Raw genomic sequence first — 25756 nt, 5'->3', positions numbered from 1 at the left:
ATGAGGACTTGTGGACAGTGAGGTGACCGACGCGTCGGGGTTGATCGATCCGGACGTGTTCCCGTTCCGGTCCGGTGCGTTGTGGACGAGTCTGGACGACGTAGCGGAGAACGCGCGGTTCTGCCGTCAGACCGGTCAGTTCGTCGGGCAGGCGTCCAAAGACGTGCATTCGGCGTGGGCTGGCCTGCGGGAGGACTACCAGGCACCCGAGGGCGAGGACCTCTACCGCACGATGGACCCGCTCAAGGCATCGGGCGACCGCGAATGGGACGTCCTGAACCAAGCCGGCGGGCTCATGGACACCTACGTGGAAGAGTTGATGCCCGTGCGGCAGAAGCTGTCGGTGCTGGAGGCCGACGCCGCGGAGTTCCGTTCGCAGGTCAGGAGCGGTGTTGTGGTGACCGCGGCGGAGATGGCCCTGGGGATGTCGAGCCCTCTGATGGACGCCGTCCTGAGCCCCGAGGCCTGGGACCAGATGAATCATGCGGAATGGGAGAAGCTGAAGCGTGAGGGCGGACGGTTGCCGTGGGCACACCACCGGCCCTCGCTCGAACGCAACCGGGTCCTGGTCGCTGATGCCGCCAGGATGATGGAGCAGATCCGCCGAGCCGGGCAGGACCTTGCGAAGGGCCTGGACCTGCTCGACTCGGGAGCACCGCTGGCTCCCGCACCGAGCCTGGTCGGGTCCGGGGTGTACGCGCCGGGCTTCCAGACCTCGGGCATCCGATCCCTGTTCGGCCCCCCTGTGGCACCCGACGTCTCGGGGTTCGCTCCAGGCCAGGACGTGCTCGGCGGAACGGCCGACGAGGTCCGCGCCTGGTGGGACGCCCTCACGCCCGCCCAGCGCTCCGCGCTGATCACCGCAATGCCCCTGGTGATGGGGAACCTGAACGGCGTCCCGCTGAAGTACCGCGCCGACGCGAACAAGATCAACCTGACCGGTGAGGTCGCTAGCCTGCGTGCCCAACAGGCACGCATCGACCAGCAGATGGACGCGGTCCGGGCCCAACGGTTCGGCCGCGGCAACTACGCACAGATCACGTCTGAGCTAGCCCGACTCGCTGCCGAACGCAAGAAGCTGGACGGACCGATCCGCGAGTACGAGCACTACCTGCACCTGGGCGAGCCGCAGAACGAGTACGACGAAAACGGCTTGCCGACCGAGCGCAGGGACGTGGAGGTCGTGGCATTTGACCCGAGCGCGCACGCTATTGCGACCTACCACGGTCGGTACGACGAGAACGGCGACATCGCGGCCGACGTCGAGAACCTCGGGGTGTACGTGCCGGGGACCTTTACCCGGATCGACAACTTCAACGGTGCCGACACCCGCACCTACAACCTCTACAACGCGTCCAATCGTGATCGTCCTGAGGCAGGTCCGACGGGGATGATCGCGTGGGCAGGTGGCCAGTTCCCGAACAGCATCCCGGACGCGATCAACGGGAAGTACGCCCTGGACCTGGGCCCCAAGCTGCGCGACTTCGTCGCCGCGGTCGACACGCGTCCCGATTCCTCGGTGTTGGCGGTCAACGGGCACTCCTACGGGGGCCTCGTGGTGGCCCGGGGCGAGGCTGCGGGACTGGGAGCCGACCGGGTGATGTACACCTCTTCGGCGGGTCTGGGCGAAGGGGTGCAGTCGGTGACCGAGTTCCCGAACACCGGCGACGTGCCGCACTACACGATGATCGGCCGCGGGGATGGCGTGGTCGGCCTGGTCCAGCAGGACCCCGTCGGTATCCACGGTGACGCGCCGCCGTACGTCGGGAGCGTCATACGCGCGGAGACCGGGTTCCAAACGGACGGTGACCCGTCCAGCGGCACCATCGAGGAAACTGGCCTGTTCAAGCAGCACTCGAGCGTGTACGACGTCGGATCGACGGCGTTCAACGGCCATGTCGGCTTCTTCACCGGAACCCAGATCGAGCTCTTCTCCCCAGACCGGATCATCGATAACCCGTGGGGCCGGTACGGGGGCGTTACCCGGGTCGACGGCATCAAGCACCCCGATTACCAGCCCAACATGCTCGACCTGTCTACAGAGGAGAAATCGTGAGAACTCACCGACAGCCCCGGGGAACCCGATGACACGCTTGAAAGCAGTCCGGCGACCCGCCCTGCTGGCCTCGTGCGTCGCGGTGATCCTGACGATGACCACCGCGTGCGGTCCAAGGAGTGACGTGACGATCGAAGAGTACGAGATCCAGTCCGAACAGATCGCCGACCGGTTGATGGCCACCATCGAGGGCGTGGACCGCTACCAGGACGACATCATCGCCAGCCAGAGCCAGTTCGTGGAGGACGTCGGTCACGACCGGCAGGACCACCCCTGGCAGTACTGGCACTGGAACGGAACTATCGTGCTCGCCGACGACGCGGCCATCACACCCGAACAAGCCGCCGACCACATGGCCCAGCTCCTGGAGGACGAGGGATGGACCGCCCGCGAACCCGATCTGCGGGAGATCGTCGGCAAGTACGACTACGACCTCCCCAGCGGCCAGGACGGCGCCACTTGGTACGTGGGAATCACCTTCAGGCGCGACGAGCCCCCAGCACCCCAGAAGCTCGACGTGGAAGTCGTGAGCCCCTCCACAGACAGCACTGCCGCGGACTCATGACCGGATACCGAATCATCCCCGACCTGACCGACAAGACGCTGCGGCAGGCAGGCAAGCACGCCGAGCAGTTGCACGCGGCCGCGCAGCAGCTCGCCGCGCGCAGCGACGGCTCAGGTATAAGCGGAGACCCCGTCGTCGTACGCGCCATAGCCGGGTTCTACGTGCTCCACGAGCAGCGTGCACGAGGCCTGGCAGCGCATGCGAACAAGGCCATCGACGGCACCGAGCAGGCAGTCCGCGCCTACGACGAAGCCGACGAGAAGATGGCCGCCGACCAGCAACGGTTCGGCAACGGAGCCGTCTGACTCATGGCTCGCGCATCGCGCCCGCAGTCATCCGAGCTCACGCGGGCCGTGCAATGACGTCCGCACAAGCTGTCCAACCCCCCGAACGCACGAAGCGACGGGCCCACGGTTGCTTGACGAGCATCGTTGTCACCATCGTTGTGGTCGCCCTCCTCCTGGCGTGGTACATCCATGAAATCGACAGCGAACTGAGCGGCGACAAGGCTGCCGCCCAGTTCGAGCGCGCACAGGATCGTTTCGGTGATCGCGCGGGTGTCCTGAGCATGTACTACGACGAGTTCGGGAATACCACGATGGAGCTCGCTCCGGTCGCCGTGGTCACCGAGGAGTACGAGGACCTGTCGCAGGACGCCGCCTCGTACTTCGAGCGCCGGAACGACGGCGAGGTCACTCTCAGGATTGACCAGACCGAACTGACGCTCGACGACGACGACGATGCTGCTCGTCGCCTCGGACTGCGGCTCGTCGACCAGCTGCGCAGCTTCGACGGCCTTCAAGAGGTCTCGATCTCAGCGGCGACTCACCGCGCCACTGTCCAGGTCTACGACGACCTGGACCGGAGCGCCCTGTCCCTGTACCGCGATGTCCAGGAGGCATGCGCCGTCGTTGCGCCGGGCGAAGACGTGTCCGTCTCCGTCATCGGCTGGGGCGTGCCGCGTGGTCACGTCAGCGACGAGTTGGACTACAACAACGACGCCGGCGAAGACCAGGATCGCAGCGCCGATCTGTCGCGAGAGATCGCGATCTACCAGCGTTACGCCCGCAAGTACGAGGTCGTCGTGGTCTACATCAGACCGGCCGACGTAACGCTCATGATCGACGGGAACACCGCCGACGCACGCTCTGATGCGCGTCGCGACTCCGGATCCAGCGGTATCAAGATCGAGATCGAGACCGACCCTCCGGAGGCGGGATAAGGCGAGACACAAGCAGAACTCGCCTTTAGCTCAGGAGTCGACCAGCGGCAGGTACATCACGTGCAGCCCGGCACACCCGTGCGACGGCTCCTCAAGCGCCGCGGCCCTCCCGGCAGACCGCGTCGATGATCGGTCAGAAGGTGGGCCAGTCGGCCTCGGCAAAGGGGCGGATGGTTCGGGTCACGCCGAGCACGCTACCCGCGTCGTAGGCTCGACCGTATGCACGCAGTCGTAGCCCGTGAAGCGGGCGGTCCCGAGGTCCTGCAGTACACCGAGCTCCCCGACCCGACCCCCGGTCCGGGTCAGCTCCTGGTCCGCGTCGCCGCGGCCGGCGTGAACTTCATCGACACCTATCGCCGCTCCGGCGTCTACCCGATGCAGTACCCGCACGTGGTCGGCGTGGAGGGTGCCGGAACCGTGGAGGCGCTCGGCGACGACGTCACGGGTTTCGCGATCGGCGACCGCGTGGCCTGGCACGACGCCCCCGGCTCCTACGCGGAGCTGGTGGCGGTCGACGCCGCGGGCGCTGTACCGGTACCTGACGGGCTGGATCTCACCACGGCAGCCGCGCTCCCCCTGCAGGGCGTCACCGCGCACTACCTCGTGCGGTCCACGTTCGAGGTGGGGCAGGGGCACGACATCCTGCTGCACGCGGGGGCCGGCGGCGTCGGCCTGCTGGCCACGCAGCTCGCCGTCCTGCACGGTGGGCGGGTGCTGACCACCGTCTCGACCGCGCAGAAGGCAGCACTGTCCGCGTCGGCCGGTGCCGCGCACACCATCGACTACGCGGCGCTGGACGACCTCACGGCCGAGCTGCCCGCGCTCGTGCACGAGCTCACCGACGGCCGGGGCGTGCACGTCGTGTACGACGGCGTCGGCCGGTCCACCTTCGAGGCGTCGCTCGCTTCCCTGCGTCCGCGCGGGATGCTCGTGCTGTTCGGCGGCGCGTCGGGTCAGGTGCCGCCGTTCGACCCGCAGCGGCTCAACAAGGCCGGCTCCCTGTTCCTCACGCGGCCGACGATCGCGCACTACACGCTCACCCGCGACGAGCTCGAGTGGCGCACGTCCGAGGTGTTCGAGGCCGCCGCTTCGGGCGACCTGAAGGTCCACATCGGCTCCACCCTCTCGCTGGCCGACGCCGGGGCGGCGCACGAGGCGCTGGAAAGCCGGGCCACCACCGGCAAGGTGCTCCTCGCCCCCTGAGTCCCACCTCTGTTGAGTGCTGGATATTTGCGGTCCGGGAGCCCTGAAGCCCGCAAATATCCAGCACTCAACGAGGCGGGGCGGGGATCGGGTGGTTTAACGTTGGAGCGCGGTCGGAACCAGTTGGAGCCGATGCTTTACAAGCAGTGGGCTAGTCGCGACAATTCACCCGTCGAGTTTTCTCTCGCCCGGAGGTTCAACGTGGTACTTCCTCGCTTCTCCCGCGCAGCTCTCGCCGGCACCGCCGTCGCCGCTCTGGCCCTCGGGCTTCTCACGCCCGGCTCCGCCGTCGCCACCCCGAGCGACGACGTCTCCGTCCAGGCGACCGTGCGCCCGAGCCTCGTGCTCGACCGCGACTTCCCCGACCCCGACGTGTCGAAGTTCGGCGACACCTACTACGCGTACGCGACGAACGAGGGCAAGAACCTGCCCTGGGCCACCGCGTCCGACCCGGACGGGCCCTGGACGTACCGGTCCGCGGACGCCCTGCCGAACCTCGGTGCGTGGGCGAAGGAGGGGCGCACCTGGGCACCCGACGTCTCCCGCCGCGCCGACGGCCGCTACCTGCTCTACTACACGGCCTGGCACGCGGCGTCCGGCCGACAGTGCATCGGCGCCGCCCTGTCCGACTCCCCCGGCGGCCCGTTCGCACCGGTCGGCACCCAGCCGCTCGTCTGCCCGCTCGCCGCGGGCGGCGCCATCGACGCGTCCAGCTTCGTCGACACGAACGGCGACCGGTACCTGGTCTGGAAGAACGACGGCAACGCCATCGGCGCCACCACCTGGATCCATGTGCAGCGTACGGCCGCGGACGGCATCACCTTCGAGGGCGGCGCCGCCCAGGTGCTGCGCAACGACCGGGCCGACGAGGCAGGCATCATCGAGGCGCCGGTGATCACCAAGGTGGGCAGCCAGTACGTGCTGTTCTACTCGGCCGGCCCGTACACGACCAACCAGTACGGCACGAACTACGCGGTCTCGGGCTCGATCACCGGGCCGTACACCAAGGCGTTCCGGTTCCTCATGACCACCGCCTCGCTCGACGGCGCGGTGGGCGGCCCCGGCGGAGCCGACGTGCTGCGGGACGGCGGGGGCGACAAGCTCGTCTTCCACGGCCACCGGGACGCGGGCGGTCGCGGCATGTATGTCGCCGACCTCGGCTGGGCCAACGGGAACCCCGTGGTGCGGGGCAGCCGGGTCCGGTACGAGGCCGAACGCGGCACACTGCACAACTGCACGGTCCGGACGAACGCCGCCGGCGCGTCCGACGGCAAGGTCGTCGCGTACATCGACCACGCCGACAGCGCCGTCGACGTCGGATCCATCTACGTACCCACCACCGGCAGCTACTCGTTGCACGTCGGCTACGCCAACGGCTCGGCCGGCACCGCCTCGCACACGGTCACGGTGAACGGGGCAGCAGCCGGGTCCATCAGCTACCCCGTGACCGGCTGGGACAGCTGGCGGCAGGCCACGAAGGACGTCACCCTCCAGGCGGGCTGGAACACCATCCGGCTGGGCAAGGGAACCGCGTTCGCGGAGGTCGACTACATCGAGGTGGCTTAGGTTCCGGCTCCTCGTGAACCTGATGTATCTTGACGTCAAGATACTCGACGACGAGGAGTGGTCATGGCCGACTGGAACCCCGGTGCCTACCTGCAGTACACGGACGAGCGGTCACGACCGTTCACCGAGCTGGTCGCCCGGGTGTCCGGGACGCCCTCCACCGTCGTCGACCTCGGGTGCGGGCCCGGCCACCTCACGGCTGTGCTCCGCGCCCGCTGGCCCGAGGCGCAGGTCACAGGAGTCGACGCCTCCCCCGCGATGATCGAGCGGGCGCGCGCGGCCGATCCCGGCACCGAGTACGTGCTGGCGGACCTCAGCACCGACGACCACACCGCCGACCTCGTCATCAGCAACGCCGCGCTCCAGTGGGTACCGGGGCACCGCGACCTGCTCACGGCGCTCGCCGACCGGGCCGGGCAGACGTTCGCGTTCCAGGTCCCGGGAAACCACGACGCGCCCAGCCACCTTCTTCTGCGGGAGGTCGCCGGCCGGGAGCCGTACGCCGACGTCGTCGGTCCGGTCGAACGGCGGGCCACCGCCGACCCGGCCGAATACCTGGACCGCCTGGCCCGGCCCGGGTGGACCGTCGACACATGGGAGACCACCTACACGCACGTGCTGCACGGACCGGACCCCGTGCTCCGCTGGATCTCGGCGACCGGCGCCCAGCCGACGCTCCAAGCGCTCGAGGCCAAGGACCCGGCACTGCGCACCCGGTTCGAGGAGGAGTTCGGAGCGGCGCTGCGCGCGGCCTACCCGGAGCACGCCTACGGCACGCCGCTCGCGTTCCGCAGGGTGTTCGCGGTGGCGACCCGGGCCTGAACCCGGGCTCTGGATCCGACGGCTCGTGCCAGCAGATCTGGCGTTACGAGCCCAGCCTGGCCCGCAGACCGGCGAGCTCGGTGTCGACGTACTGGCGCGTGCGGCCCATGCTGAGCCCGCCGAGCAGCCAGGCCAGCCCGCCGGTCTGCGTGATCGCCAGGGTCACCCGGGAACGGCCGCCGGGCAGGGGCTCCACCAGGTGCTCCGCCTGCGTGGTGACGCCAGGCGCCTCGCTGATCCACGCGAAGTGTCGCGGCGCGTCCCACTCGTCGATCAGCCAGACCGCGAGCGGCATCCTCGGCTGCTCGATCCGTACCTGCGTGCCGACGTCGGGTGGGTTCGGGCCGTCGATGATCGAGACCGAGGTCATGGAGGACGTCCAGTCGGGCATGTGCTCGACGTCGGACAGGACGGCCCATACGACCTCCGGCGAGGCATCGATCTCTGCGGACGTGCTGTAGTTCGGCATCCGTGCTCCTGTCGTTCCGGTGGTCGCCGGCCGGCGGCACACCCATAGTCACATCCGTAGTCACCGTCTACATGGTCGTAGGCTGCCGGTATGACTGATCGCGCCATCCGCATTGCGCTGCAGCTCCAGCCGCAGCACGCCGACTACTCCGCCATCCGCGACGCGGTGCTCCGCGCCGAGGACATGGGTGTGGACGTCATCTTCAACTGGGACCACTTCTATCCGCTCTCGGGCGACCCGGACGGCAAGCACTTCGAGGCCTGGACGATGCTCGGCGCCTGGGCCGAGCAGACCGAACGGGTCGAGATCGGCGCACTCGTCACGGGGATCGGCTACCGCAACCCCGACCTGCTGGCCGACATGGCACGCACCGTCGACCACATCTCCGGCGGGCGACTGATCCTGGGCCTCGGCGCCGGCTGGTTCGAGAAGGACTACGACCAGTTCGGCTACGAGTTCGGTACCGCCGGCTCGCGTATCGCGAGCCTTGCGGCCGCGATGCCACGGATCAAGGCCCGCCTGGCGGCCGGCAACCCGGCGCCCGAGCGCGAGATCCCGATCATGATCGGCGGTAGCGGCGTCAAGAAGACGCTGCGCATCGTCGCCGAGCACGCCGACATCTGGCACTCTTTCGGCGACGTCGACGTCCTGAAGACCAAGTCCGCGATCCTCGACGAGCACGGCGCCGCCGTCGGCCGCGACACCTCCGCGCTCGTGGAGCGGTCGGTGGCCGTCAGCGGAGCGCCGGAGGCGACCGGCGACGTCCTCGTGGCGGCCGGTGCGACCCTGCTGACCATCGGTGAGAGCGGGCCGGACTACGACCTGAGCACCGTGCAGGCCTGGGTCGACTGGCGCGACGAGCGCCGCTGAGCCTGCCGGCTGAAGCTGCGACGACTCCAGCCGTCATAGCTTCAGCACGGTCTTGATCCCGCCGGGGTCGCTCGCGAACGCCTCGACGGCGTCCTCGAGCGGCACCCGGCGCGTCACTATGCGGTTCAGCCAGCCGACGTCGGCCCGGGCCAGCGCCTCCGCCGCGTCCCGGTAGTGCGTCAGGTTGGCGTTCACGGAGCCGATCACCGCGTCGTTCTCGAGCACGATCTCGCGGTTGAGCGCCCCAGCGTCGAACGAGAGCCTGCGCCCCGCCGACGTGACGCCGGTAAGGCAGGTGACGCCATAGTTCCCGCTCGCGGAGAGGGCGTCGACGACCACCTGGCTCGCGCCGGTCGCCTCGATCACAACGTCGGGGTGCAGTGCGCCGGCGACGTCCGCGACGGGGTCGGTGTGGTACTCGGCGCCGAGCTCGGCGACCAGCTCTGGCTTCGGCCCGTCGGTGATCCGGTCGAGCACGTGCACCTCGAGGCCGCGCTGGACCCCGAGCAGTGCGGCCAGCAGGCCGATCGGACCGGCGCCGGTCACCAGCGCGACCTTCGGCTCGAACCACGCCCGCTGCCCGACGAGCTCGATCTGCTCCCACGCCTTGGCGACGACGGTCGTCGGCTCGAGCAGCATGCCGACGTCGGCGAGCGCCGGATCGAGGCGGACCGCGTAGTCGGCCTCGACGGTCCACCGTTCGGAGGCGAACCCGTCGATCGCCTTGATGCCCCGCTCCGTGTACTTACCGTTGCGGCACATGTCGAACTGGCCGCGGGCACACGCCCCGCACGGATCCGGGTCCGGACGGCGGACCACGCCGACCACCAGGTCTCCGGGCGTGAAACCGGAGCCGTCCGGCGCCGAGCGCACCCGGCCGAGGGACTCGTGCCCGAGCACCAGCCGCTCGCGCCCGGGGGGCGCCCAGCCGTACTCCCCCGCGGCGATCTCGCGGTCGGTGGCGCACACCCCGACGGCCAGGCCGTCGACCAGAAGCTCTCCGTCGCCGGGAACCGGCTCGTCGACGTCGGTGACGGCCAGCGTGCCGGGGTTCTGCGGGACCACTGTCAGCGCGCGCATCAGGCGATCTCCTTCGCTGACGTCGGGACGGCCACCTGAGCCGTTATGCCCGACTCGATGTCGCGGGGGGTCATCCCGCGGCCGAGGCGCAGTGCGCTGTTGACCAGGCCGAGATGGCTGAAGGCCTGCGGGGTGTTGCCGAGGTGGCGCCCGGTGCGCACGTCGTACTCCTCGCTCAGGAGCCCGAGGTCGTTGCGCAGGGTGAGCAGTCGCTCGAACAGTGCGACTGCCTCTTCCCGCCTGCCGATGCCGTGCAGCGCGTCCACCAGCCAGAAGCTGCAGACCAGGAAGGTCGCCTCGCTGCCGGGGAGGCCGTCGACCCGGTCGTCGGCGTGCGTGTGGTAGCGGAGCAGGAGGCCGTCCTGGCTCAGCTCGCGCTGCACGGCGTCCACGGTGCCGATCACCCGCGGGTCGTCCCAGGGCAGGAACCCGACCTGCCCGATCAGCAGCAGAGAGGCATCAAGACCCTCCGAACCGTAGAACTGCGTGAACGTGTTCCGGCTCGCGTCGAACCCTCTGGCGCACACCTCGGCATGGATCCGGTCGCGGATGGAGCGCCACCGCTCGACGGGCCCCTCCAGCCCGAGATCCTCGACGGCGCGTACCGCCCGGTCGAAACCTGCCCATGCCATGACGCGGGAGTGCACGAAGGCGCGGCGCGGCCCGCGTATCTCCCAGAGCCCGTTGTCGAGCTCGTCCCAGTGCTCCTCGAGGTAGTCGAGGAGCGCGGTCTGAAGACGCCACGCATCGGCGTCGGTCTCGAGCCCTGCCTCGCGGGCCAGGTGCAGCCCGTCGAGAGTTTCGCCCCACACGTCGATCTGCAGCTGGTCGACCGCACCGTTGCCGATCCGCACGGGGCCCGATCCCTCGTACCCGGGCAACCAGCCGATCACGTACTCCGGCAGCCGCCGCCGGCCGTCGAGGCCGTACATGATCTGCAGGTCCGCCGGGTCGCCGGCGACGGCACGCAGGAGCCAGGCCCGCCACGCCCGCGCCTCCTCGATGAACCCGGTCCCGACCAGGGCCTGCAGCGTGAACGCGGCGTCCCGCAGCCAGCAGTACCGGTAGTCCCAGTTGCGGGCGCCGCCGATCTCCTCGGGCAGCGAGGTGGTCGCGGCTGCCGCGATGGCGCCGGTCGGGGCGTACGTCAGGGCCTTCAGGGTGATCAGCGACCGGTGCACCGCTTCCGCCCACGGGCCGGTGTAGGTGGAGCCCGCGATCCACGAGCGCCAGAACTCCTCGGTGTCCCGGAGCGCCGCCTCCGCCTCCACGGGATCCTTCGTGTCCAGGTGCGACGCGTGGTGGGCCAGGACGAACGGCACCCGGTCCCCCGGCCCCACGGTGAACTGGGCGTGCAGCACCGAACCGTCGGCGACACCGTCGTGCGCCATCTCGACCGCCGAGTCGATTCGGACCGAGTCCGGGCCGGCCACCGCGCGCAGTGCTGCACCCTCCTGGGTGACCCAGGGCACGACGTTGCCGTAGTCGAACCGGAGCCGCAGCTCGGTGGTCATCGGCACGGCACCGCTGATGCCCTCGACGATGCGGACCAGGTCCGCGTGGTCACCGCGCGGCGGCATGAAGTCGATCAGCCGGACCCTGCCCTCTGGAACGTCCCACTCCGTCTCCAGGATCAGGGTGCCCTCGCGGTACCGGCGGCTGGTGCAGAGGCCGCCGGCGACGGGACCCAGTCGCCACGATCCGTGCTGCTCGTCACCCAGCAGCGCGGCAAAGCATGCCGGGGAGTCGAACCGAGGAAGGCACATCCAGTCGACCGCGCCGTCACGACCGATCAGCGCCGCCGACTGGAGGTCCCCGACAATTCCGTAGTCTTCGATTCGAAGCGTCATCGTGCCGAGCCTAGGTTCGGCCCGCCTTCCCGACCAGGCGACGCACCGCACGGGTCAGACGCACAGGACATCCGGGACGACCTGCGCGTCTGCTCAGGCCCCGAGGGAGCCAGACGGATCGCCCGGATCAGAACGACGAGGCATCCGCCGCGTACACCCACCGGTACCCGGGATACTCGCCCAGCGACCACAGGTAGTCGCGCGTCGGGTCGTAGGACAGATCCTCCGCGCCAACGGTCAGCGCGTTCCCGTGCCGCACGATCGAGCCGGAGGGCGCGGCGAACGTGTGCAGGTCACCGTCCGAGTTCGGGTTGGAGTGGTCGGAGCCGTCGCTCTGCGAGAAGAAGAACTCGCCGTTGATCGCGGTCGAGCCCTGGACGCTCTCCAGGTCGGTCCGGTAGGCCTCGGTCGCCTTGATGATCCCGTCGGAGGCAGGCTTGAGGTACCGGTTCGTGTAGTCGATCGGAACGCGGATCGTCCGAACCTGGGCTCCCGCGTCGACGTCCGCCGCGCTCCGGTACTCGCTCACGATCACCGAGTCGGGGCTGCTGGTCCGGTCGAGCGCGACCGACGAGTGCTGCAGCTGCGCGTACCCACCGGCCGTCGAGTCGGTGAACTTCGCCGTCTGCGGCAGCACGTACTTGTAGTCGAACGCGTGGTACGAGCCGTCCGGCTGGCGCCCGACCGCCGACGAACTACCCGTCGAGACCCGCCACAGATGGTCCAGGTCGAACACGCGGAAGCCGCCGCTCGTGTCCGCCACGTACAACAGGTTGCCGTACCACATGATGCCGCCGGCATGGACGGTGACCGGCTTGTACGACGGCGTGCTCGCGGTGCCGCTCGGCTCGACCAGCAGGATGTGCCGGTACGGCGGGGCCGAAGCGCTCGCAGACAGGTTGGACACGCTGATGCGGACGCCCTTGTCGATGCCGTCGTCGGCGTGGTCGTACCAGCTCACGAGGTTGATGCGCTTGCCGTCGTAGGTGCCCTCGCCATAGGCGTCGGAGCTGGTGGTGATGCCTTGCGGGTACCAGGCGCTCGTGTCCTGGTCGCCGTCGTTCCAGCAGTAGTACGCGGTGCGGTGCGTGACCGACGGTGCGCTGTCGCAGCTCGGGGTGCGGTTGGCGTCGTCCGCCACCGCTCCCACGGTCACGTTCGGCAGGGCCGAGTCGAGCGCTCCGACCAGGGACGACGACGTCTCGGACAGCGTGTAGCGGAAGTTGCTCGCCGTGAGCGGTGTCGCGGCGGCCGTTGCTGTCGGCCCGGCCTGCTCGCTCGCGGACTCCGTTGCGACCGCCTGCGTCGCGGAGGCGAGCAGGACGCACAGTCCCAGGCTCGCGGCCGCGAGCGCGGGGCGACGACGATGGCGCATGGTGGTCTCCTTGCGTGAGGGGACGGTTGCGCTCCACCGTAGGGAATGCCCGTCCCCTCACACCAGTAATACTCGATGAACGTCCGGTGCTTGGGTCGCACCGTGCGCGCCGACGAAACAGCCGGTCAGCGCTTGGTGAGCGCGTCCGCCAGCGGGTCGTCGCTACCCGCGGGAAGGACCCGCAGCCGACGGGCGGTCGCCTCGCCGCCCTGCCGCGCGACGTCGGCGGCCAGCGCCTTGAGCGACTCGGGGGTGTCGTGCGAGACACGCAGGAACCAGCCCGAGCAGGCGTCGAGCTCGCCGGCCGCTATCGCGTTCACGACGTCGGTCACCCGCTCGACCGGGGTCCACCGGGTGCGTCCCTCGTGCAGGGTCATCCCCGTGGACATGTCGGTGCGCACCACGCCCGGCGCGAGCTCGAACACGCGGATACCGCGCGGGAAGCCGTCGCCGTGGAGGTTGGCGCCCATGCGCGTCAGGGCCGTCTTGCTCGCGTTGTAGGCCGAGTAACCGCCGCCCATCTCGTGCGAGCTCGCGCCCGAGGCCAGGTCGATGACCCGACCGCCGCCGCGCACGATCATGCCCGGCAGGGCGTAGCGCATGAACAGGAAGGGCGCACGCACGTTGATCTCGAAGATCGACCACCACTCCTCGGGGTCGGCCTCCCACAGCGGGTGCTCGGACTCGATGGCGCCGGCGTTGTTGACCAGCAGGTCGATCGACCCGAGCGCGGCCTCGGCCTGCCCGACGGCGGCGCGCACCGCCGCCGGGTCCGACACATCGGCGGTCAGTTCGACCGCCGTCACACCCTCGGCACGGATCTCCGCGGCCACGGCCGCGAGGCGCGCCACGTCCCGCGCGAGCAGGGCGACGTCCAGCCCTGCTCGCGCGAGACCCAGTGCGATCTCCCGGCCGATTCCGCGCGAGGCACCCGTGACGAGCGCAGTGCGCGACGGCGGGGTCGCACCGGTACCGACCGCCTCGTGCGGGTCAGCCACGCAGGACCGCCCCTACCTTGTCGGACGCCGACTCCACGACCGCGTCACGCACCGCGCGGACCTCCTTCGCGGACAGCGTGCGGTCAGCGGCCCGCAGCCGAAGCGAGTACGCGAGCGACTTCTTGCCCTCGCCCACCTGCTCCCCGGTGAAGACGTCGAACAGCGCCACGTCCTCCAGCAGCTCACCGGCGCCGGCCACGATGGCCGACCGAACGGCCTCGGCCGGCACGGCGTCGTCGACCACGAAGGCGAAGTCCTCCTTCGCGGCGGGGAACGCCGACACGGGGGCGGCCGCCACGGGCTCGCCCGAGGCCGCCCCGACCAGGACGCTCAGGTCCACCTCGAACGCCGCGGCCCGGGCCGGGAGGCCCAGCGCCTCGACGACCTTGGGGTGCAGCTCGCCGGCGTGGCCGACGAGCGTTCCGTCGGTGAGCTCGAGGCGTCCACAGCGTCCGGGGTGCCACGGCATCTGCCCGGAGTCCGGGACGACCACCACCTCGGCCCGGGCGCGCTCGGCCACCAGGCGAGCCGCCGCGAGGGCGTCCTCCCAGCCCGCTGCCCGGCCCGCGCCCCACCAGCCGGCCAGCTCGCGCTTGCCGGTCAGCACACCGGCGACACGACGCGGCTGGTCAGGGACCGCCGCGGCGAGCGCCGCGAGCTGCTCCTCGGTGGGCCGTACCCCGCCGGGCAGCGTGGGTGCCGCGGGCGCGCCCGGCGTCGGGCGGGTGACGAGGCCGATCTCGTAGACCGCGAGGTCGGTCAGCCCGCGCGAGACGTTGCGCCGAACGGTGTCGAGCAGCGTGACCAGCAGGTTCGACCGCAGCAGCGGCTTGTCGTCGGCCATCGGGTTGACGAGCCGGAGGGAGACGCGGCGCGGGTCGTCGTCGGGAATGCCGAGCGCGTCGTACTCGGGGACGCCGACGAACGGGTAGCTGAGCGTCTCGACGAAGCCGGCCTCGGCCAGTGCCCGGGCCACCGATCGACGAGTGCGCTGCTCGGTGGTGAGGCCCCGGCCGCCGGGCGCGGACGGGAGCACCGAGGGCACCTGGTCATAGCCCTGGATGCGCACGACCTCCTCGACCAGGTCGGCCGGACCGGTCAGGTCGGGGCGCCAGGACGGCGGGGTGACGAGGAGTACCTGTACGGGCTCGACCACCGAGGACACCTCGACCGTCGCGCCGATCTCCTCCAGGGTGCTGCGCACCTGCTCGGGGGTGTACTCGACGCCCGAGAGCCTGGTGGGCTCGGTGACCTTGAGCGCGATCGGCGCCCGTACGGTCTCCGCGGTGTGGTCGAGGTCGCTCACCGCGGCGTCGGCTGTTCCGCCGCCCAGCTCGACCAGAAGGTCCACGACACGCTGCGCCGCGACCGCGGGCAGCAGCGGGTCGACGCCACGCTCGAACCGCTTGGCGGCCTCGCTCGAGAGCTTGTGCCGGCGTGCGGTGCGCGCGACGGTGATCTGGTCGAAGTGGGCCGCCTCGACGAGCACGTCCGTCGTGGTGTCGCTGACCTCGGACGACGCTCCGCCCATGACGCCGGCGAGCCCGAGCACGCGGCTGCCGGCTCCCGTGGGCGAGTCCGTGATCAGGAGGTCCTCGGTGTCGAGCGCGCGGTCGGCGTCGTCCAGGGTGGTGAGGCGCTCACCGACTGTGGCCCGGCGAACCACTATCGGGGCCGAGACCTTGGCAAGGTCGTAGGCGTGCAGCGGCTGCCCGAGGTCGAGCATCACGTAGTTCGTGATGTCGACCGCGAGGGAGATGGACCGCATGCCGGCGCCCTCGAGGCGGTGCTTCATCCACGCGGGCGTCGGCGCGGCCGGGTCGATACCGCGCACTATGCGCGTCACGAACCGGTCGCAGCCGACCACGCCGTTGATCGGCGCGTCGTCGCGCACCTGGACCTCGAACCCGTCCGGGGTCGCGGCAGGCTCAGCCCCTGTAGCGAGACCGTGGTCGGTGAACTTGGCCCCCGTCGAGTGGGCGTACTCACGGGCGACACCGCGGTAGCTGAACGCGTACCCGCGGTCGGGCGTCACGTTGATCTCGAGGATCTCCTCGCCCAGGCCCAGGAGCGCCACGGCGTCCTGGCCAGGGGTCAGGTCGGCCTCGGCGAACCCGTTCCGGGTCAGCACGAGGATCCCGTCGTGGTCGTCCCCGATACCGAGCTCGTTGACCGAGCAGATCATGCCGTCGGACACGTGCCCATAGGTCTTCCGGGCGGCGATGGCGAACGGTCCGGGCAGCACGGTGCCGGGCAGTGCCACGGCCACGAGGTCGCCGGGCGCGAAGTTGTGCGCGCCGCAGACGATGCCGCGCGCGCCGTCGGCGTCGTTGTGCTCGGGTCCGACGTCGACGCGGCACCAGTTGATGGTCTTGCCGTTCTTCTGCGGCTCGGGCGTCATCTCGAGCACCCGGCCGACCACGAGGGGGCCGGTCACGGCCGCCCCGTGGATCGCCTCTTCCTCCAGGCCCACCTTGACGAGGTCGGCCGCGAGCTGCTCGGCGGTGAGGTCCGCGGGCACCTCTACGTGGTCAGCGAGCCAGTCCTTCACGATGAGGGGCACTTCAGATCTCCGTCCCGAACTGGGTGGAGAAGCGCACGTCGCCCTCCACGATGTCGTGCATGTCCGCGATCGAGTGGCGCAGCATGAGCGTGCGCTCGATGCCCATGCCGAACGCGAAGCCCGTGTACTCCTCCGGGTCGACGCCCGCGGCGCGCAGCACGTTGGGGTTGACCATGCCGCAGCCGCCCCACTCGATCCAGCCGGCTCCGCCCTTCTTCTGCGGGAACCACAGGTCCATCTCGGCGGACGGCTCCGTGAAGGGGAAGAACGCCGGGCGCAGACGCGTCCTGGCCTCCGGCCCGAACATCGCCCTCGCGAACGCGTCCAGCGTGCCGACCAGGTTCGCCATGGTCAGGCCCTTGTCGACGGCCAGCCCTTCGACCTGGTGGAACACCGGCGTATGGGTCTGGTCCAGCGCGTCCGTGCGGAAGGTGCGGCCGGGGCACGCGATGTACAGCGGCACGCCACGCTCGAGCAGGGACCGCGCCTGGACCGGGGACGTGTGCGTCCGCAGCACCAGGTTCGACTCACCGTCGGCGCCGTCGCCGGCCACGTAGAACGTGTCCTGCATCTGGCGGGCGGGGTGGTCCGGGCCGAAGTTCAGCGCGTCGAAGTTGAACCACTCGGCCTCGACCTCGGGGCCGTCGGCGATCTCCCAGCCGAGGCCGACGAAGAAGTCGGCGATGCGCTCCTGGACCAGCTCGATCGGGTGGCGGGCGCCCGCCGTCGTGCGCTGGACCGGGAGGGTGACGTCCACCGACTCCTCCGCCAGCACGCGCGCGTCGCGCTCGCCCTCGAGCTCGGTCTGACGGGCGGCTATCGCCTGGTTGATCTGCCCGCGACGCGGGCCCACGAGCTTGCCGGCCCTGGCCTTGTCCGGGCCTGGCAGCGCGCCGATGCCCCGGTTGGCGAGGGCCAGGGAGCTGCGGTCCCCGGTGTGCTGGGTGCGGACGGCCTTCAGCGCGTCGAGGTCGCCGGCCTTGGCGATGTCGTCGAGTGCGGCCTTGACCGCGGCGTCGAGCGCCGCCTCGTCGAGCGGATCGATGGGTGCCTTCTCATCGGGCGTGGACATGCTTGCCTTCCTGGCGGATGCGGGAGCCGGTTCGGTCCCCTGCCTGGGACCCTCTGCCGGCAAATGAATTCTAGGTGCCCGCCAGGGCTCAGGACGCGTTGTCCACAGGGCAGCTCAGTGCCCGCGTGCAGCGCTCGCCGCACAGCCCATGGCGGGCTGCGTAAATCGGCGGGTCAGTGGCTGCATGCCGTCATCATTCCATGCCGGGGTGAGCGCGGGCAACGCGAATCCCTGGGCTGGACAACCATGCGCTTGGCACACTTTTTCTGATGTCCGGTCAGCCCTCGAGCGTCCAGGTCTCCACGATCTCGTACCGGGGGCCGCCCTGCGGCCCCTCCCCCGGGTGCGACTCGACGAGCGCGAACGAGTCCGCCGTCCAGTCCGGTCCCGCGTAGACGGACAGGGCCCGGGCGGCAGGCTCCAGCGCCGACCGCGGCTCGCCGCCCGCGCTCCTGCCCCAGCGGTCCCGCCCTCGTGGCGGCTTCACCTGGCCGGCCCGCGCGCGGGCGACCGTGACGTGCGCACGGTGCGGCTTCACGTCGTCCGGCACCTCGCGAGGAGAGGCGGCCAGGCAGTCCGCCGCCAGGCCCTTCAGCGCTCCGGTCCCGCCGTCGACGCCGATCCACAGGACCCGGGCACCGAACGATCCGGCGCCGCGCAGCCGCAGGTCGATCGGCGCATGTTTGCGCGCGACATCGGCCAGCTCGTCGCGCAGCTCGGGCACCGTTCCCTCGGGCAGGTCCGCGTAGAACGCGAGGGTGATGTGCAGGCTCTCCCGCGGCACCCAACGCGGGGAGGCGGGTACGCCGTCGATGGCGAGCCCTAGATGGTCCTTGACACGCTGGGGCGGGAAGACCGCCGTGAACAACCGCACCTCGTGATCCTAGGCGAGCACCTCGTCCCGACGGGACATGATCTCGCTCCGAACCAGCACCCAGCCCGCCGCGCAACAAGATGTCAGGCACACGACAGTCAGGCACTTGACAGAGTTCATCCCAGAGGCGCACGCTTGTTGTCATGCACCTGACAGACAGGTGCCTGACAATCAGGAGAACCATGAGATACCCCGACGAGATCGAACCCGAGGACAGCATCGACGAGAGCGAGAACGCTACGGACGAGACCAACGAGAACGAGAACGACGACCCACGCCAGGAGGCGATGAACCGCCTGTCGACGGTCGGCATGATGCAGCTGCACCACGCCAAGCGCGCGAGGCGGAGCGGGCGCGGAGCCCCGTGGCTGGACCCCAGCCAGGGACAGGGCCGTGTGCTCGCCCTGCTGCAGCTCAAGCCCGAGACCACCCAGAAGGACCTCACGTTCCTGCTGGGCATGTCCCGCCAGGCGACCGCCGAGCTGCTGTCCAAGCTGGAGAAGCAGGGGCTGATCGAGCGCGAACCCTCGGCCGACGACAAGCGCGTGGTCGTCGTACGGCTCACCGAGGCGGGCAAGGCCGCCGAACAGGCCACCGAGCGCCCGCCGCACGGGACGCCGGAACTGCTGGACGTCCTGGACGACGACGAGGTGGCGCAGCTGTCCGGCTACCTCGCCAGGATCCTCGAACGCGCGGAGCGTGAGTGGGCCGGCGAGTTCGGCGAACGTCGCGAGGCGTTCGAGGAGTTCTGGCGCTCCCGCGGCGGGTTCGACCCCCGCATGCGCGGCTTCGGCCGCGGGTTCCCCGGCGGGCCGGGTGGGTTCCCTGGCGGACCTGGTGGATTCCCCGGCGGCCCCGGCGGACCTGGCGGCTTCCCGGGCGGACCCGGTGGGTTCCCCGGCGGCCCCGGCGGTCACCCCGGCCCGCACGGCCGGCGGGGCCGACGCGGCCACCGGGACGACCAGGGCGAGGAGTGACGGCAGGTGTGCCGGACCTCAGCCGCGTCCAGCGCGTTCAGCGCTGGGCGCGGCTGCTCGCGTAGAGGCAGACGGTCGCTGCCGTGGCCAGGTTGAGCGACTCGGCCTTGCCGCGGATGGGCACCCGCACGACGGCGTCGGCCAGCGCACGGTCCTCCTCGGGCAACCCCCAGGCCTCGTTGCCGAACACCCAGGCCGTCGGCCCGGCGAGATCCGGGGCCGCGCCGGACCCGGCGTCGTCCAGGAGGTCGTCCAGGTCGAGCGGGCCGGTCCCGTCAGCCGCGAGGACGTGGCACCCGGCGGCACGCAGCTGGGCCACCGCGGCCGCGAGCGACGTCCCGGTGACCACGGGCAGGTGGAACAGCGACCCGGCGGTCGAGCGGACCACCTTGGGGTTGTGCACGTCGACGCTCTCCCCCGCAAGAACTACGAAGTCGGCCCCGGCGGCGTCGGCGGCCCGGATAACGGTGCCCGCGTTCCCGGGGTCGCGGACGGTGGCGAGCACCGCAGCGAGCAGCGGCCGTCCGGCGCGCTGCGGGTCCCGCGCGGCCAGCGCCTCGGGCAGCGAGGGTACTGCGGACCGCACCACCGCGAGCACACCCTGGGCGTCGGCGCTCATCGCCTCGAGCACCTCGGGGGTGCCGAGATGCACGAACAGGCCGGCCGAGCGGGCGTCGTCGACGATCTCGGCGTACCGCGTCGCGGCCGACGGCGTCAGGTAGACGTCCCGGACGGACGGCGCCGCATGCCGGACCGCCTCCCGCACGCCCTGCGGGCCTTCGACCAGGTACAGCCCGTGCTTGGAGCGTGCCGAACGCCCGGCCAGTGCCCGTACCTGCTTGACGCGGTCGGCTCGCGGATTCGCGAGCGTCACGTCAAGCGCTGACGGGGCCTCCGAAGAGGCAGCTGGCCGGGCGTCCGGTGAAATGCTCAACCTCAGGCAGCGGCCGGGGCGTTGACATCCGCCGGCAGCGCGTCCTTGGCGACCTGGACGAGGGCGTTGAACGCCGCGATGTCGTTGACCGCGAGCTCAGCGAGCATGCGGCGGTCGACCTCGATACCAGCGGCCTTGAGGCCCTGGATGAGGCGGTTGTAGGTCAGACCCTGCGCGCGGGAGGCAGCGTTGATGCGCTGGATCCACAGCTTGCGGAAGTCACCCTTCTTCTTCTTCCGGTCACGGTATGCGTAGACCAGAGAGTGGGTGACCTGCTCCTTCGCCTTACGGTAGAGGCGCGAGCGCTGGCCGCGGTAACCGGCGGCGCGCTCGAGGGTTGTACGGCGCTTCTTCTGGGCATTTACTGCCCGCTTCACGCGTGCCACGTGAGACTCCTTGTACTTCGGGGCTGAAAGGGTTCTTGGCGACGCCCGTCAGGCGTGCGCCACAAAAGTCACTTACCGAGCAGGCGCTTGACCTTCTTGACGTCAGACGGTGCGACGACCTGGTCCATGGCCAGACGACGCGTGCGACGGCTGGACTTGTGCTCGAGGTAGTGGCGAGCGTTGGTCTGCTCGCGCATGATCTTGCCGCTGCCCGTGACCTTGAACCGCTTCTTCGAGCCGGAGTGCGTCTTGTTCTTCGGCATGACTGCCGTTTCTCCTCATGTCGGTCGACCGCTGCTGGAGCGGCGACGTTGTACCTGGGCCGGTGGGCCGACCTGGTGTCGTAGTGGTCTTGGGGACCGTGCCTCAGCCGGCCTTCGGTGCACGCGGCTTGGGGGCCGCGGGCTTCGGCGCCGGCTTGGGGGCCGAGACCGGCTTCGGAGCCGCCTTGGAGACCGGCTTCGCTGCCGGCTTCGAGGCAGTCTTGGCCGCAGGCTTGGTGGCCGGCTTCGGCTCGACGGGGGCGGGCGTCTCGACGACGGGCTCGGGCTCGGCCGCAGCGACCGGCTCGGGCTGGACGACCGGCTCGGGCTCGACGACGGGCTCGGGCTCCGGCTCGACGACCGCTGCGGGCTCGGCGACGGCCTCCTCGACGACGGGCTCAGGAGCCGGCGCAGCGGCAGGCTCCTCGACCGTGGTCTCGACGCTCTCGTCGACCTGGTCCTCGACCGGCTCCGAGGTCTGGGGCTCGTCGGCCGCACGGGCCTGCGCCTTCGCCTCGGACTTGGTCATCCGGCCCGCGTTGATCTCGGTGGAGCGCTTGCGCTGCTCAACCTTGGCGTCCGCCTTCTTCTTGACCGGCCCGAGGACCATGGTCATGTTGCGGCCGTCCTGCTTCGGCATCGACTCGACGAAGCCGAGCTCGGCGACGTCCTCCGCCAGACGCTCCAGCAGGCGACGACCCATCTCCGGGCGCGACTGCTCGCGACCGCGGAACATGATCATGACCTTGACCTTGTCGCCGGCCGAGAGGAAGCGGACGACGTGGCCCTTCTTCGTCTCGTAGTCGTGCGGGTCGATCTTCAGACGGAACCGGATCTCCTTGAGAACCGTGTTCGCCTGGTTGCGCCGCGCTTCTCGCGCCTTCATGTCGGACTCGTACTTGAACTTGCCGAAGTCCATGAGCTTGGTGACAGGCGGGCGAGCGTCCGGCGCAACCTCGACGAGGTCGAGGTCAGCGTCCTGGGCGAGCTTCAGGGCGACCGCCGTGGCAACCACGCCGACCTGCTCCCCGCCAGGACCGATGAGTCGGACCTCGGGAACACGGATCCGGTCGTTGATGCGAGGCTCGGTGATGGTGATGCTCCTCAGAAGTCGTTGATCGACCACCAGGAACGAGAAATGGCTCCCGCCCTGAACACAGGTGGAAGCCATCACAAGGAAAGGGTGCCCGGACCGGCGAGAACCGAGCCGATACCACTGCACCCGACCTAGGACCCGGCCTCTGTCGGCACCTTGCGGCGCTCGGTCGTGACTCGGGTGGGATGGTGATCCACTTTGTGCACCCGGCTTTCACCGGGTCGGTCGTGCCCCCACGATAGCAGCATGCCGGCGCAGGTCGCCATACCGGCCGGTGTGAGGTGGGCCGCGCCCCAGCGCAGACCTCCAGCAAGCCTTCGGTGCAACTGGAATCATTCCAGTTTAGGGGCTAGGGTCGAAGGCATGACGTCGACCGCCCCCGCAGCCGTGACGCCGGAGGACCTCCTCCGCGGCGCCGGTCTGCGCGTGACCGCCCCCCGCGTGGCGGCCCTGCGGGCGGTGGGCCACAGCCAGCACGCCACCGCCGACGACGTCCTGAGCTCGGTCCGCGCGGAGCTCGGCACGGTCTCGGTGCAGGCGGTCTACGACGTCCTGCACGCGCTGACCGACGCCGCACTCCTGCGCCGCATCGAGCCCGCCGGCCACCCGGCACGCTACGAGCGCCGGACGGGCGACAACCACCACCACATCGTCTGCCGCGCGTGCGGCGCCATCGGTGACGTGGACTGCTCGGTCGGCCATGCCCCCTGCCTGACCCCCAGCGACGACCACGGGTTCGTGGTCGAGACCGCCGAGGTCACGTACTGGGGCCTGTGTCCGGACTGCAGCGCCTGAGCCCGCCCGTAGAGCCAGCCCGCAGAGCTGGGCACCAAGAGTTCGCCGACCCACGCCGAACCCCGCCAGAACCCCCGAGCAGCACCAAAGGAAGGCACGTCTGAAGATGACAACTCCTTACACCACCACGCAGACCGGCACGCCGGTCGTCAGCGACGCACACTCGCTGACCGTCGGCGCCGACGGCGCCACGGTCCTCCACGACCGCTACCTGGTCGAGAAGCTCGCACAGTTCAACCGCGAGCGGATCCCGGAGCGGATCGTGCACGCCAAGGGTGGTGGCGCCTTCGGCGAGTGGGAGATCACCGGTGACGTGTCGCAGTACACGCGTGCCGCGGCCTTCCAGCCGGGTGCCAAGGGCGAGGTGGCCCTGCGCTTCTCGTCCGTCGCCGGCGAGATGGGCTCCCCCGACACCTGGCGCGACGTGCGCGGCTTCGCGCTGCGCTTCTACACGAGCGAGGGCAACCTCGACATCGTCGGCAACAACACGCCGGTCTTCTTCATCCGCGACGCGATCAAGTTCCCGGACTTCATCCACTCGCAGAAGCGCCTCCCCTGGTCGGGCCTGCGCGACGCCGACATGCAGTGGGACTTCTGGACCCTGTCCCCGGAGTCGGCGCACCAGGTCACCTACCTCATGGGCGACCGCGGCCTGCCCGCCTCGTGGCGTGAGCTGAACGGCTACGGCTCGCACACCTACCTGTGGACCAACGCCGAAGGCTCGAAGTTCTGGGTCAAGTACCACTTCATCTCTCGTCAGGGTGTCAAGTTCCTCGACAACGACGAGGCGGCCAAGATCGCCGGGGCGGACGCGGACTACTACCGCCGTGACCTGTACGAGGCCATCGAGCGCGGGGACAACCCGGTCTGGGACATCAAGGTCCAGGTCATGCCGTACGACGACGCGAAGACCTACCGGTTCAACCCGTTCGACCTGACGAAGGTCTGGCCGCACGCGGACTACCCGCTCATCCACTTCGGCCACTTCACGCTGAACCGCAACCCGAAGAACCACTTCGCGGAGATCGAGCAGATCGCGCTGTCCCCGGCCAACCAGGTCCCGGGCACCGACATCTCGCCCGACAAGATGCTGATGGCTCGCGTCTTCTCCTACCCGGACGCGCAGCGCTACCGCGTGGGCACCAACTACCAGTCGGTCCCGGTGAACCAGCCGCACGCCGCCCCGGTGCACAACTACTCGCAGGACGGCTCGCAGCGCCACCACTTCAACGAGGTCGGCGTGCCGAACTACGCGCCGAACTCGTTCGGTGGCCCCGTCGCCGACCCGGCCCGCGGCCAGGACGGTGCTTGGGAGTCGGACGGCGAGCTCGTGCGCACCGCGGCCACGCTGCACAGCGAGGACAGCGACTTCGGCCAGCCCGGCACGCTGTACCGCGAGGTCTACGACGACGGCGCCAAGGCCCGTCTGCTGGAGACCCTGACCGGTCAGGGTCAGGCCATCACGATCGACGAGATCCGTGAGCGCTTCTTCCAGTACTGGACGAACGTGGACGGGGAGCTGGGCGCCAAGCTGCGCGCGGCCGTCGCCGCCTGATCCCTGCGTCAAAGAGGCCGGGTCCCCCACTCCGGGGGACCCGGCCTCTGCCGTCCCGCCTGGCGGCTGCCGGGTCAGGGATGTCCGCAGGAATCGGCAGGGCTTCTTGTCCGACGCCGGTTCGTGCCGCTACCGTCCCGAGGGCGGTCCGGAGTGCTTGGGCCGTGGTCCGACGCCCGCGGTACCGCTCAAGAACATGGGAGTCAACGATGTCTCGCTCGCTCATCCGGATCGGCGCCGCCCTCGCGGCCGGCCTGCTGGCACTGACGGCGGCGGCCGGGCCGGCCACCTCGGCGCCGAAGCACGACCCGAAGCCGGAGCCGGCGGGCGCGTCCCACCGCGTCCTGGCGTTCTACCAGACCATCTACGAGACCGGCTCCGACGGCGTCCGCCGCTACGTCGACCCCAAGCCGCTCCTCGGCTCGGTCACCGACGTCAACGTCGGCGCCATCCACCTCAACGCCGACGCCTCCCTCACCGTCAACGACATCCCGGCGAACCATCCGGAGCTCGGCGTCATGTGGGACGACCTGGCCACGATGCAGGACCAGGGCGTCACGGTCAGCGCGTTCGTCGGTGGCGCCGCGCCCGGCACCTACCGGTACCTGCGCGAGGACTTCGACCGCTTCTACCCCGTGCTGCGGGACTTCCTGCGCACGTACGGGCTGGACGGCGTGGACCTCGACATCGAGGAGACGTTCTCGCTCGCGGACACGATCCACCTGGTCGACACGCTGCGCGCCGACTTCGGCCCCGACTTCGTCATCACGCTCACGCCCGTCGCCACCGACATGGCAGGCCGCACGAGCTTCTCCGGCGGCTTCTCCTACGCCGAGCTCGAGCGCCGCGCCGGCGACCGGATCGACTGGTACAATACCCAGTTCTACTGCGGCTGGGGCGACCTGCGGACCACCAGGGTGTACGACCAGATCCTCGCCAACGGGTTCACCCCCGACCGCGTGGTGGCCGGCACCGTCACCAACCCCGCCAACTGCAGCGGGTACGTCGACTGGCCCACCTTCGACGCGACGGTCGGCACGCTGGTGGCACGGCACCCCGACTTCGGCGGGGTCTTCGGCTGGGAGTACTTCAACTCCGTCGGGTACGCGGGTGGCGGCCGGGCGAGCTGGTTCGCGCACGCTGCCGACGTCGTCAGCTCCTGAGC

Annotated in this window: 24 protein-coding genes; 12 read left to right on the top strand and 12 right to left on the bottom strand. The window is 70.1% G+C overall.

From position 1 onward, the window contains the following. Nucleotides 1–22 precede the first annotated feature (22 nt). The 7 genes from ACQEVI_RS21890 (at nt 23) to ACQEVI_RS21860 (ending at nt 7434) form a co-directional block, all read left to right on the top strand. Nucleotides 23–2056 carry an alpha/beta hydrolase gene (locus tag ACQEVI_RS21890; protein WP_432902761.1) on the top strand — a complete coding sequence of 678 codons (2034 nt, stop codon included), beginning with the start codon at nt 23–25 and terminating at the stop codon, nt 2054–2056. A 124-nt stretch (nt 2057–2180) separates the two neighbouring features. Further along, complete coding sequence (locus tag ACQEVI_RS21885) at nt 2181–2621, top strand: hypothetical protein (RefSeq protein ID WP_432902759.1); 441 nt, start codon at nt 2181–2183, stop codon at nt 2619–2621. Continuing rightward, on the top strand, nt 2618–2926 hold the full coding sequence (locus ACQEVI_RS21880) for a DUF6507 family protein (protein WP_432902756.1): 309 nt from the start codon (nt 2618–2620) through the stop codon (nt 2924–2926). Before ACQEVI_RS21885 ends, ACQEVI_RS21880 begins: the two co-directional genes overlap by 4 nt. Before the next feature lie 53 nt (nt 2927–2979). Further along, nucleotides 2980–3843 (top strand): hypothetical protein, encoded by an 864-nt coding sequence (locus tag ACQEVI_RS21875; protein ID WP_432902754.1) that lies wholly within the window; start codon nt 2980–2982, stop codon nt 3841–3843. Nucleotides 3844–4062: 219 nt separating this feature from the next. Continuing rightward, on the top strand, nt 4063–5046 hold the full coding sequence (locus ACQEVI_RS21870) for a quinone oxidoreductase family protein (RefSeq protein ID WP_432902752.1): 984 nt from the start codon (nt 4063–4065) through the stop codon (nt 5044–5046). Nucleotides 5047–5247: 201 nt separating this feature from the next. Then, nucleotides 5248–6612: a family 43 glycosylhydrolase gene (locus tag ACQEVI_RS21865; protein WP_432902749.1), complete on the top strand. Its 1365-nt coding sequence runs from the start codon at nt 5248–5250 to the stop codon at nt 6610–6612. Nucleotides 6613–6675: 63 nt separating this feature from the next. After that, nucleotides 6676–7434 (top strand): methyltransferase domain-containing protein, encoded by a 759-nt coding sequence (locus ACQEVI_RS21860; RefSeq protein ID WP_432902746.1) that lies wholly within the window; start codon nt 6676–6678, stop codon nt 7432–7434. A gap of 43 nt (nt 7435–7477) precedes the next feature. On the opposite strand, the gene ACQEVI_RS21855 is transcribed toward ACQEVI_RS21860, so the two are convergent. Next, complete coding sequence (locus ACQEVI_RS21855; protein ID WP_432902744.1) at nt 7478–7903, bottom strand: SRPBCC family protein; 426 nt, start codon at nt 7901–7903, stop codon at nt 7478–7480. Nucleotides 7904–7993: 90 nt separating this feature from the next. On the opposite strand from ACQEVI_RS21855, the gene ACQEVI_RS21850 reads away from it, so the two are divergent. Next, the gene (locus ACQEVI_RS21850; protein WP_432902741.1) at nt 7994–8773 is read left to right on the top strand and encodes an LLM class F420-dependent oxidoreductase; all 780 of its coding nucleotides are present in this window, start codon (nt 7994–7996) and stop codon (nt 8771–8773) included. Between the two features lie 33 nt (nt 8774–8806). Here ACQEVI_RS21850 and ACQEVI_RS21845 read toward each other — a convergent pair whose 3' ends face one another. The 7 genes from ACQEVI_RS21845 to thpR form a co-directional block, all read right to left on the bottom strand. Next, nucleotides 8807–9853: a glucose 1-dehydrogenase gene (locus tag ACQEVI_RS21845; protein ID WP_432902738.1), complete on the bottom strand. Its 1047-nt coding sequence runs from the start codon at nt 9851–9853 to the stop codon at nt 8807–8809. After that, nucleotides 9853–11703 (bottom strand): glycoside hydrolase family 15 protein, encoded by a 1851-nt coding sequence (locus tag ACQEVI_RS21840; protein ID WP_432902735.1) that lies wholly within the window; start codon nt 11701–11703, stop codon nt 9853–9855. The genes ACQEVI_RS21845 and ACQEVI_RS21840 overlap by 1 nt, the downstream gene beginning before the upstream one ends. A gap of 127 nt (nt 11704–11830) precedes the next feature. Further along, nucleotides 11831–13078: a hypothetical protein gene (locus tag ACQEVI_RS21835; protein WP_432902733.1), complete on the bottom strand. Its 1248-nt coding sequence runs from the start codon at nt 13076–13078 to the stop codon at nt 11831–11833. A gap of 125 nt (nt 13079–13203) precedes the next feature. Then, nucleotides 13204–14076, bottom strand: coding sequence for an SDR family NAD(P)-dependent oxidoreductase (locus ACQEVI_RS21830; protein WP_432902731.1), 873 nt, complete (start codon nt 14074–14076; stop codon nt 13204–13206). Further along, entirely contained in the window at nt 14069–16639 is a 2571-nt protein-coding gene (gene pheT, locus ACQEVI_RS21825) for a phenylalanine--tRNA ligase subunit beta (RefSeq protein WP_432902728.1), read from the bottom strand. Before pheT ends, ACQEVI_RS21830 begins: the two co-directional genes overlap by 8 nt. A gap of 1 nt (nt 16640) precedes the next feature. Beyond that, nucleotides 16641–17711 carry a phenylalanine--tRNA ligase subunit alpha gene (gene pheS / locus ACQEVI_RS21820; protein ID WP_432902725.1) on the bottom strand — a complete coding sequence of 357 codons (1071 nt, stop codon included), beginning with the start codon at nt 17709–17711 and terminating at the stop codon, nt 16641–16643. Nucleotides 17712–17988: 277 nt separating this feature from the next. Continuing rightward, nucleotides 17989–18585, bottom strand: a complete 597-nt coding sequence (gene thpR / locus ACQEVI_RS21815; protein ID WP_432902722.1) for an RNA 2',3'-cyclic phosphodiesterase — start codon at nt 18583–18585, stop codon at nt 17989–17991. Between the two features lie 182 nt (nt 18586–18767). On the opposite strand from thpR, the gene ACQEVI_RS21810 reads away from it, so the two are divergent. Further along, a complete protein-coding gene (locus tag ACQEVI_RS21810; protein WP_432902720.1) occupies nt 18768–19562 on the top strand; it encodes a MarR family winged helix-turn-helix transcriptional regulator in 795 nt (264 codons plus the stop codon). Nucleotides 19563–19599: 37 nt separating this feature from the next. Here ACQEVI_RS21810 and ACQEVI_RS21805 read toward each other — a convergent pair whose 3' ends face one another. The 4 genes from ACQEVI_RS21805 to infC form a co-directional block, all read right to left on the bottom strand. Then, complete coding sequence (locus ACQEVI_RS21805) at nt 19600–20436, bottom strand: TrmH family RNA methyltransferase (protein WP_432902717.1); 837 nt, start codon at nt 20434–20436, stop codon at nt 19600–19602. 62 nt (nt 20437–20498) lie between these two features. Then, nucleotides 20499–20882: a 50S ribosomal protein L20 gene (gene rplT, locus ACQEVI_RS21800; protein WP_432902714.1), complete on the bottom strand. Its 384-nt coding sequence runs from the start codon at nt 20880–20882 to the stop codon at nt 20499–20501. Nucleotides 20883–20950: 68 nt separating this feature from the next. Next, nucleotides 20951–21145: a 50S ribosomal protein L35 gene (rpmI, locus tag ACQEVI_RS21795; protein ID WP_116674656.1), complete on the bottom strand. Its 195-nt coding sequence runs from the start codon at nt 21143–21145 to the stop codon at nt 20951–20953. Nucleotides 21146–21248: 103 nt separating this feature from the next. Further along, nucleotides 21249–22271, bottom strand: a complete 1023-nt coding sequence (gene infC / locus ACQEVI_RS21790) for a translation initiation factor IF-3 (protein ID WP_432906049.1) — start codon at nt 22269–22271, stop codon at nt 21249–21251. A gap of 333 nt (nt 22272–22604) precedes the next feature. Between infC and ACQEVI_RS21785 the strand changes: the two genes are divergently transcribed. From ACQEVI_RS21785 to ACQEVI_RS21775, 3 genes are all read left to right on the top strand, one after another. After that, on the top strand, nt 22605–23036 hold the full coding sequence (locus ACQEVI_RS21785; protein ID WP_432902711.1) for a Fur family transcriptional regulator: 432 nt from the start codon (nt 22605–22607) through the stop codon (nt 23034–23036). 106 nt (nt 23037–23142) lie between these two features. After that, nucleotides 23143–24591, top strand: coding sequence for a catalase (locus tag ACQEVI_RS21780; protein ID WP_432902708.1), 1449 nt, complete (start codon nt 23143–23145; stop codon nt 24589–24591). Between the two features lie 209 nt (nt 24592–24800). Continuing rightward, complete coding sequence (locus ACQEVI_RS21775) at nt 24801–25754, top strand: glycosyl hydrolase family 18 protein (protein WP_432902705.1); 954 nt, start codon at nt 24801–24803, stop codon at nt 25752–25754. The last annotated feature ends 2 nt before the right edge of the window (nt 25755–25756 follow it).

Source organism: Promicromonospora sp. CA-289599, from assembly GCF_050936155.1.
Classification (GTDB): domain Bacteria; phylum Actinomycetota; class Actinomycetes; order Actinomycetales; family Cellulomonadaceae; genus Promicromonospora.
The sequence above is the reverse complement of the archived record's forward strand: the minus strand, read 5'-3'. Positions and strand labels throughout refer to the sequence as shown.

Coding starts and splice junctions, on each gene's coding strand:
- pheS (WP_432902725.1), bottom strand. CDS start 17,711: ATGTCCACGCCCGATGAGAAGGCACCCATCGATCCGCTCGACGAGGCG.
- ACQEVI_RS21775 (WP_432902705.1), top strand. CDS start 24,801: ATGTCTCGCTCGCTCATCCGGATCGGCGCCGCCCTCGCGGCCGGCCTG.
- ACQEVI_RS21810 (WP_432902720.1), top strand. CDS start 18,768: ATGAGATACCCCGACGAGATCGAACCCGAGGACAGCATCGACGAGAGC.
- ACQEVI_RS21835 (WP_432902733.1), bottom strand. CDS start 13,078: ATGCGCCATCGTCGTCGCCCCGCGCTCGCGGCCGCGAGCCTGGGACTG.
- ACQEVI_RS21780 (WP_432902708.1), top strand. CDS start 23,143: ATGACAACTCCTTACACCACCACGCAGACCGGCACGCCGGTCGTCAGC.
- ACQEVI_RS21875 (WP_432902754.1), top strand. CDS start 2,980: ATGACGTCCGCACAAGCTGTCCAACCCCCCGAACGCACGAAGCGACGG.
- ACQEVI_RS21785 (WP_432902711.1), top strand. CDS start 22,605: ATGACGTCGACCGCCCCCGCAGCCGTGACGCCGGAGGACCTCCTCCGC.
- ACQEVI_RS21855 (WP_432902744.1), bottom strand. CDS start 7,903: ATGCCGAACTACAGCACGTCCGCAGAGATCGATGCCTCGCCGGAGGTC.
- rpmI (WP_116674656.1), bottom strand. CDS start 21,145: ATGCCGAAGAACAAGACGCACTCCGGCTCGAAGAAGCGGTTCAAGGTC.
- ACQEVI_RS21840 (WP_432902735.1), bottom strand. CDS start 11,703: ATGACGCTTCGAATCGAAGACTACGGAATTGTCGGGGACCTCCAGTCG.
- ACQEVI_RS21850 (WP_432902741.1), top strand. CDS start 7,994: ATGACTGATCGCGCCATCCGCATTGCGCTGCAGCTCCAGCCGCAGCAC.
- ACQEVI_RS21860 (WP_432902746.1), top strand. CDS start 6,676: ATGGCCGACTGGAACCCCGGTGCCTACCTGCAGTACACGGACGAGCGG.
- ACQEVI_RS21845 (WP_432902738.1), bottom strand. CDS start 9,853: ATGCGCGCGCTGACAGTGGTCCCGCAGAACCCCGGCACGCTGGCCGTC.
- ACQEVI_RS21880 (WP_432902756.1), top strand. CDS start 2,618: ATGACCGGATACCGAATCATCCCCGACCTGACCGACAAGACGCTGCGG.
- ACQEVI_RS21870 (WP_432902752.1), top strand. CDS start 4,063: ATGCACGCAGTCGTAGCCCGTGAAGCGGGCGGTCCCGAGGTCCTGCAG.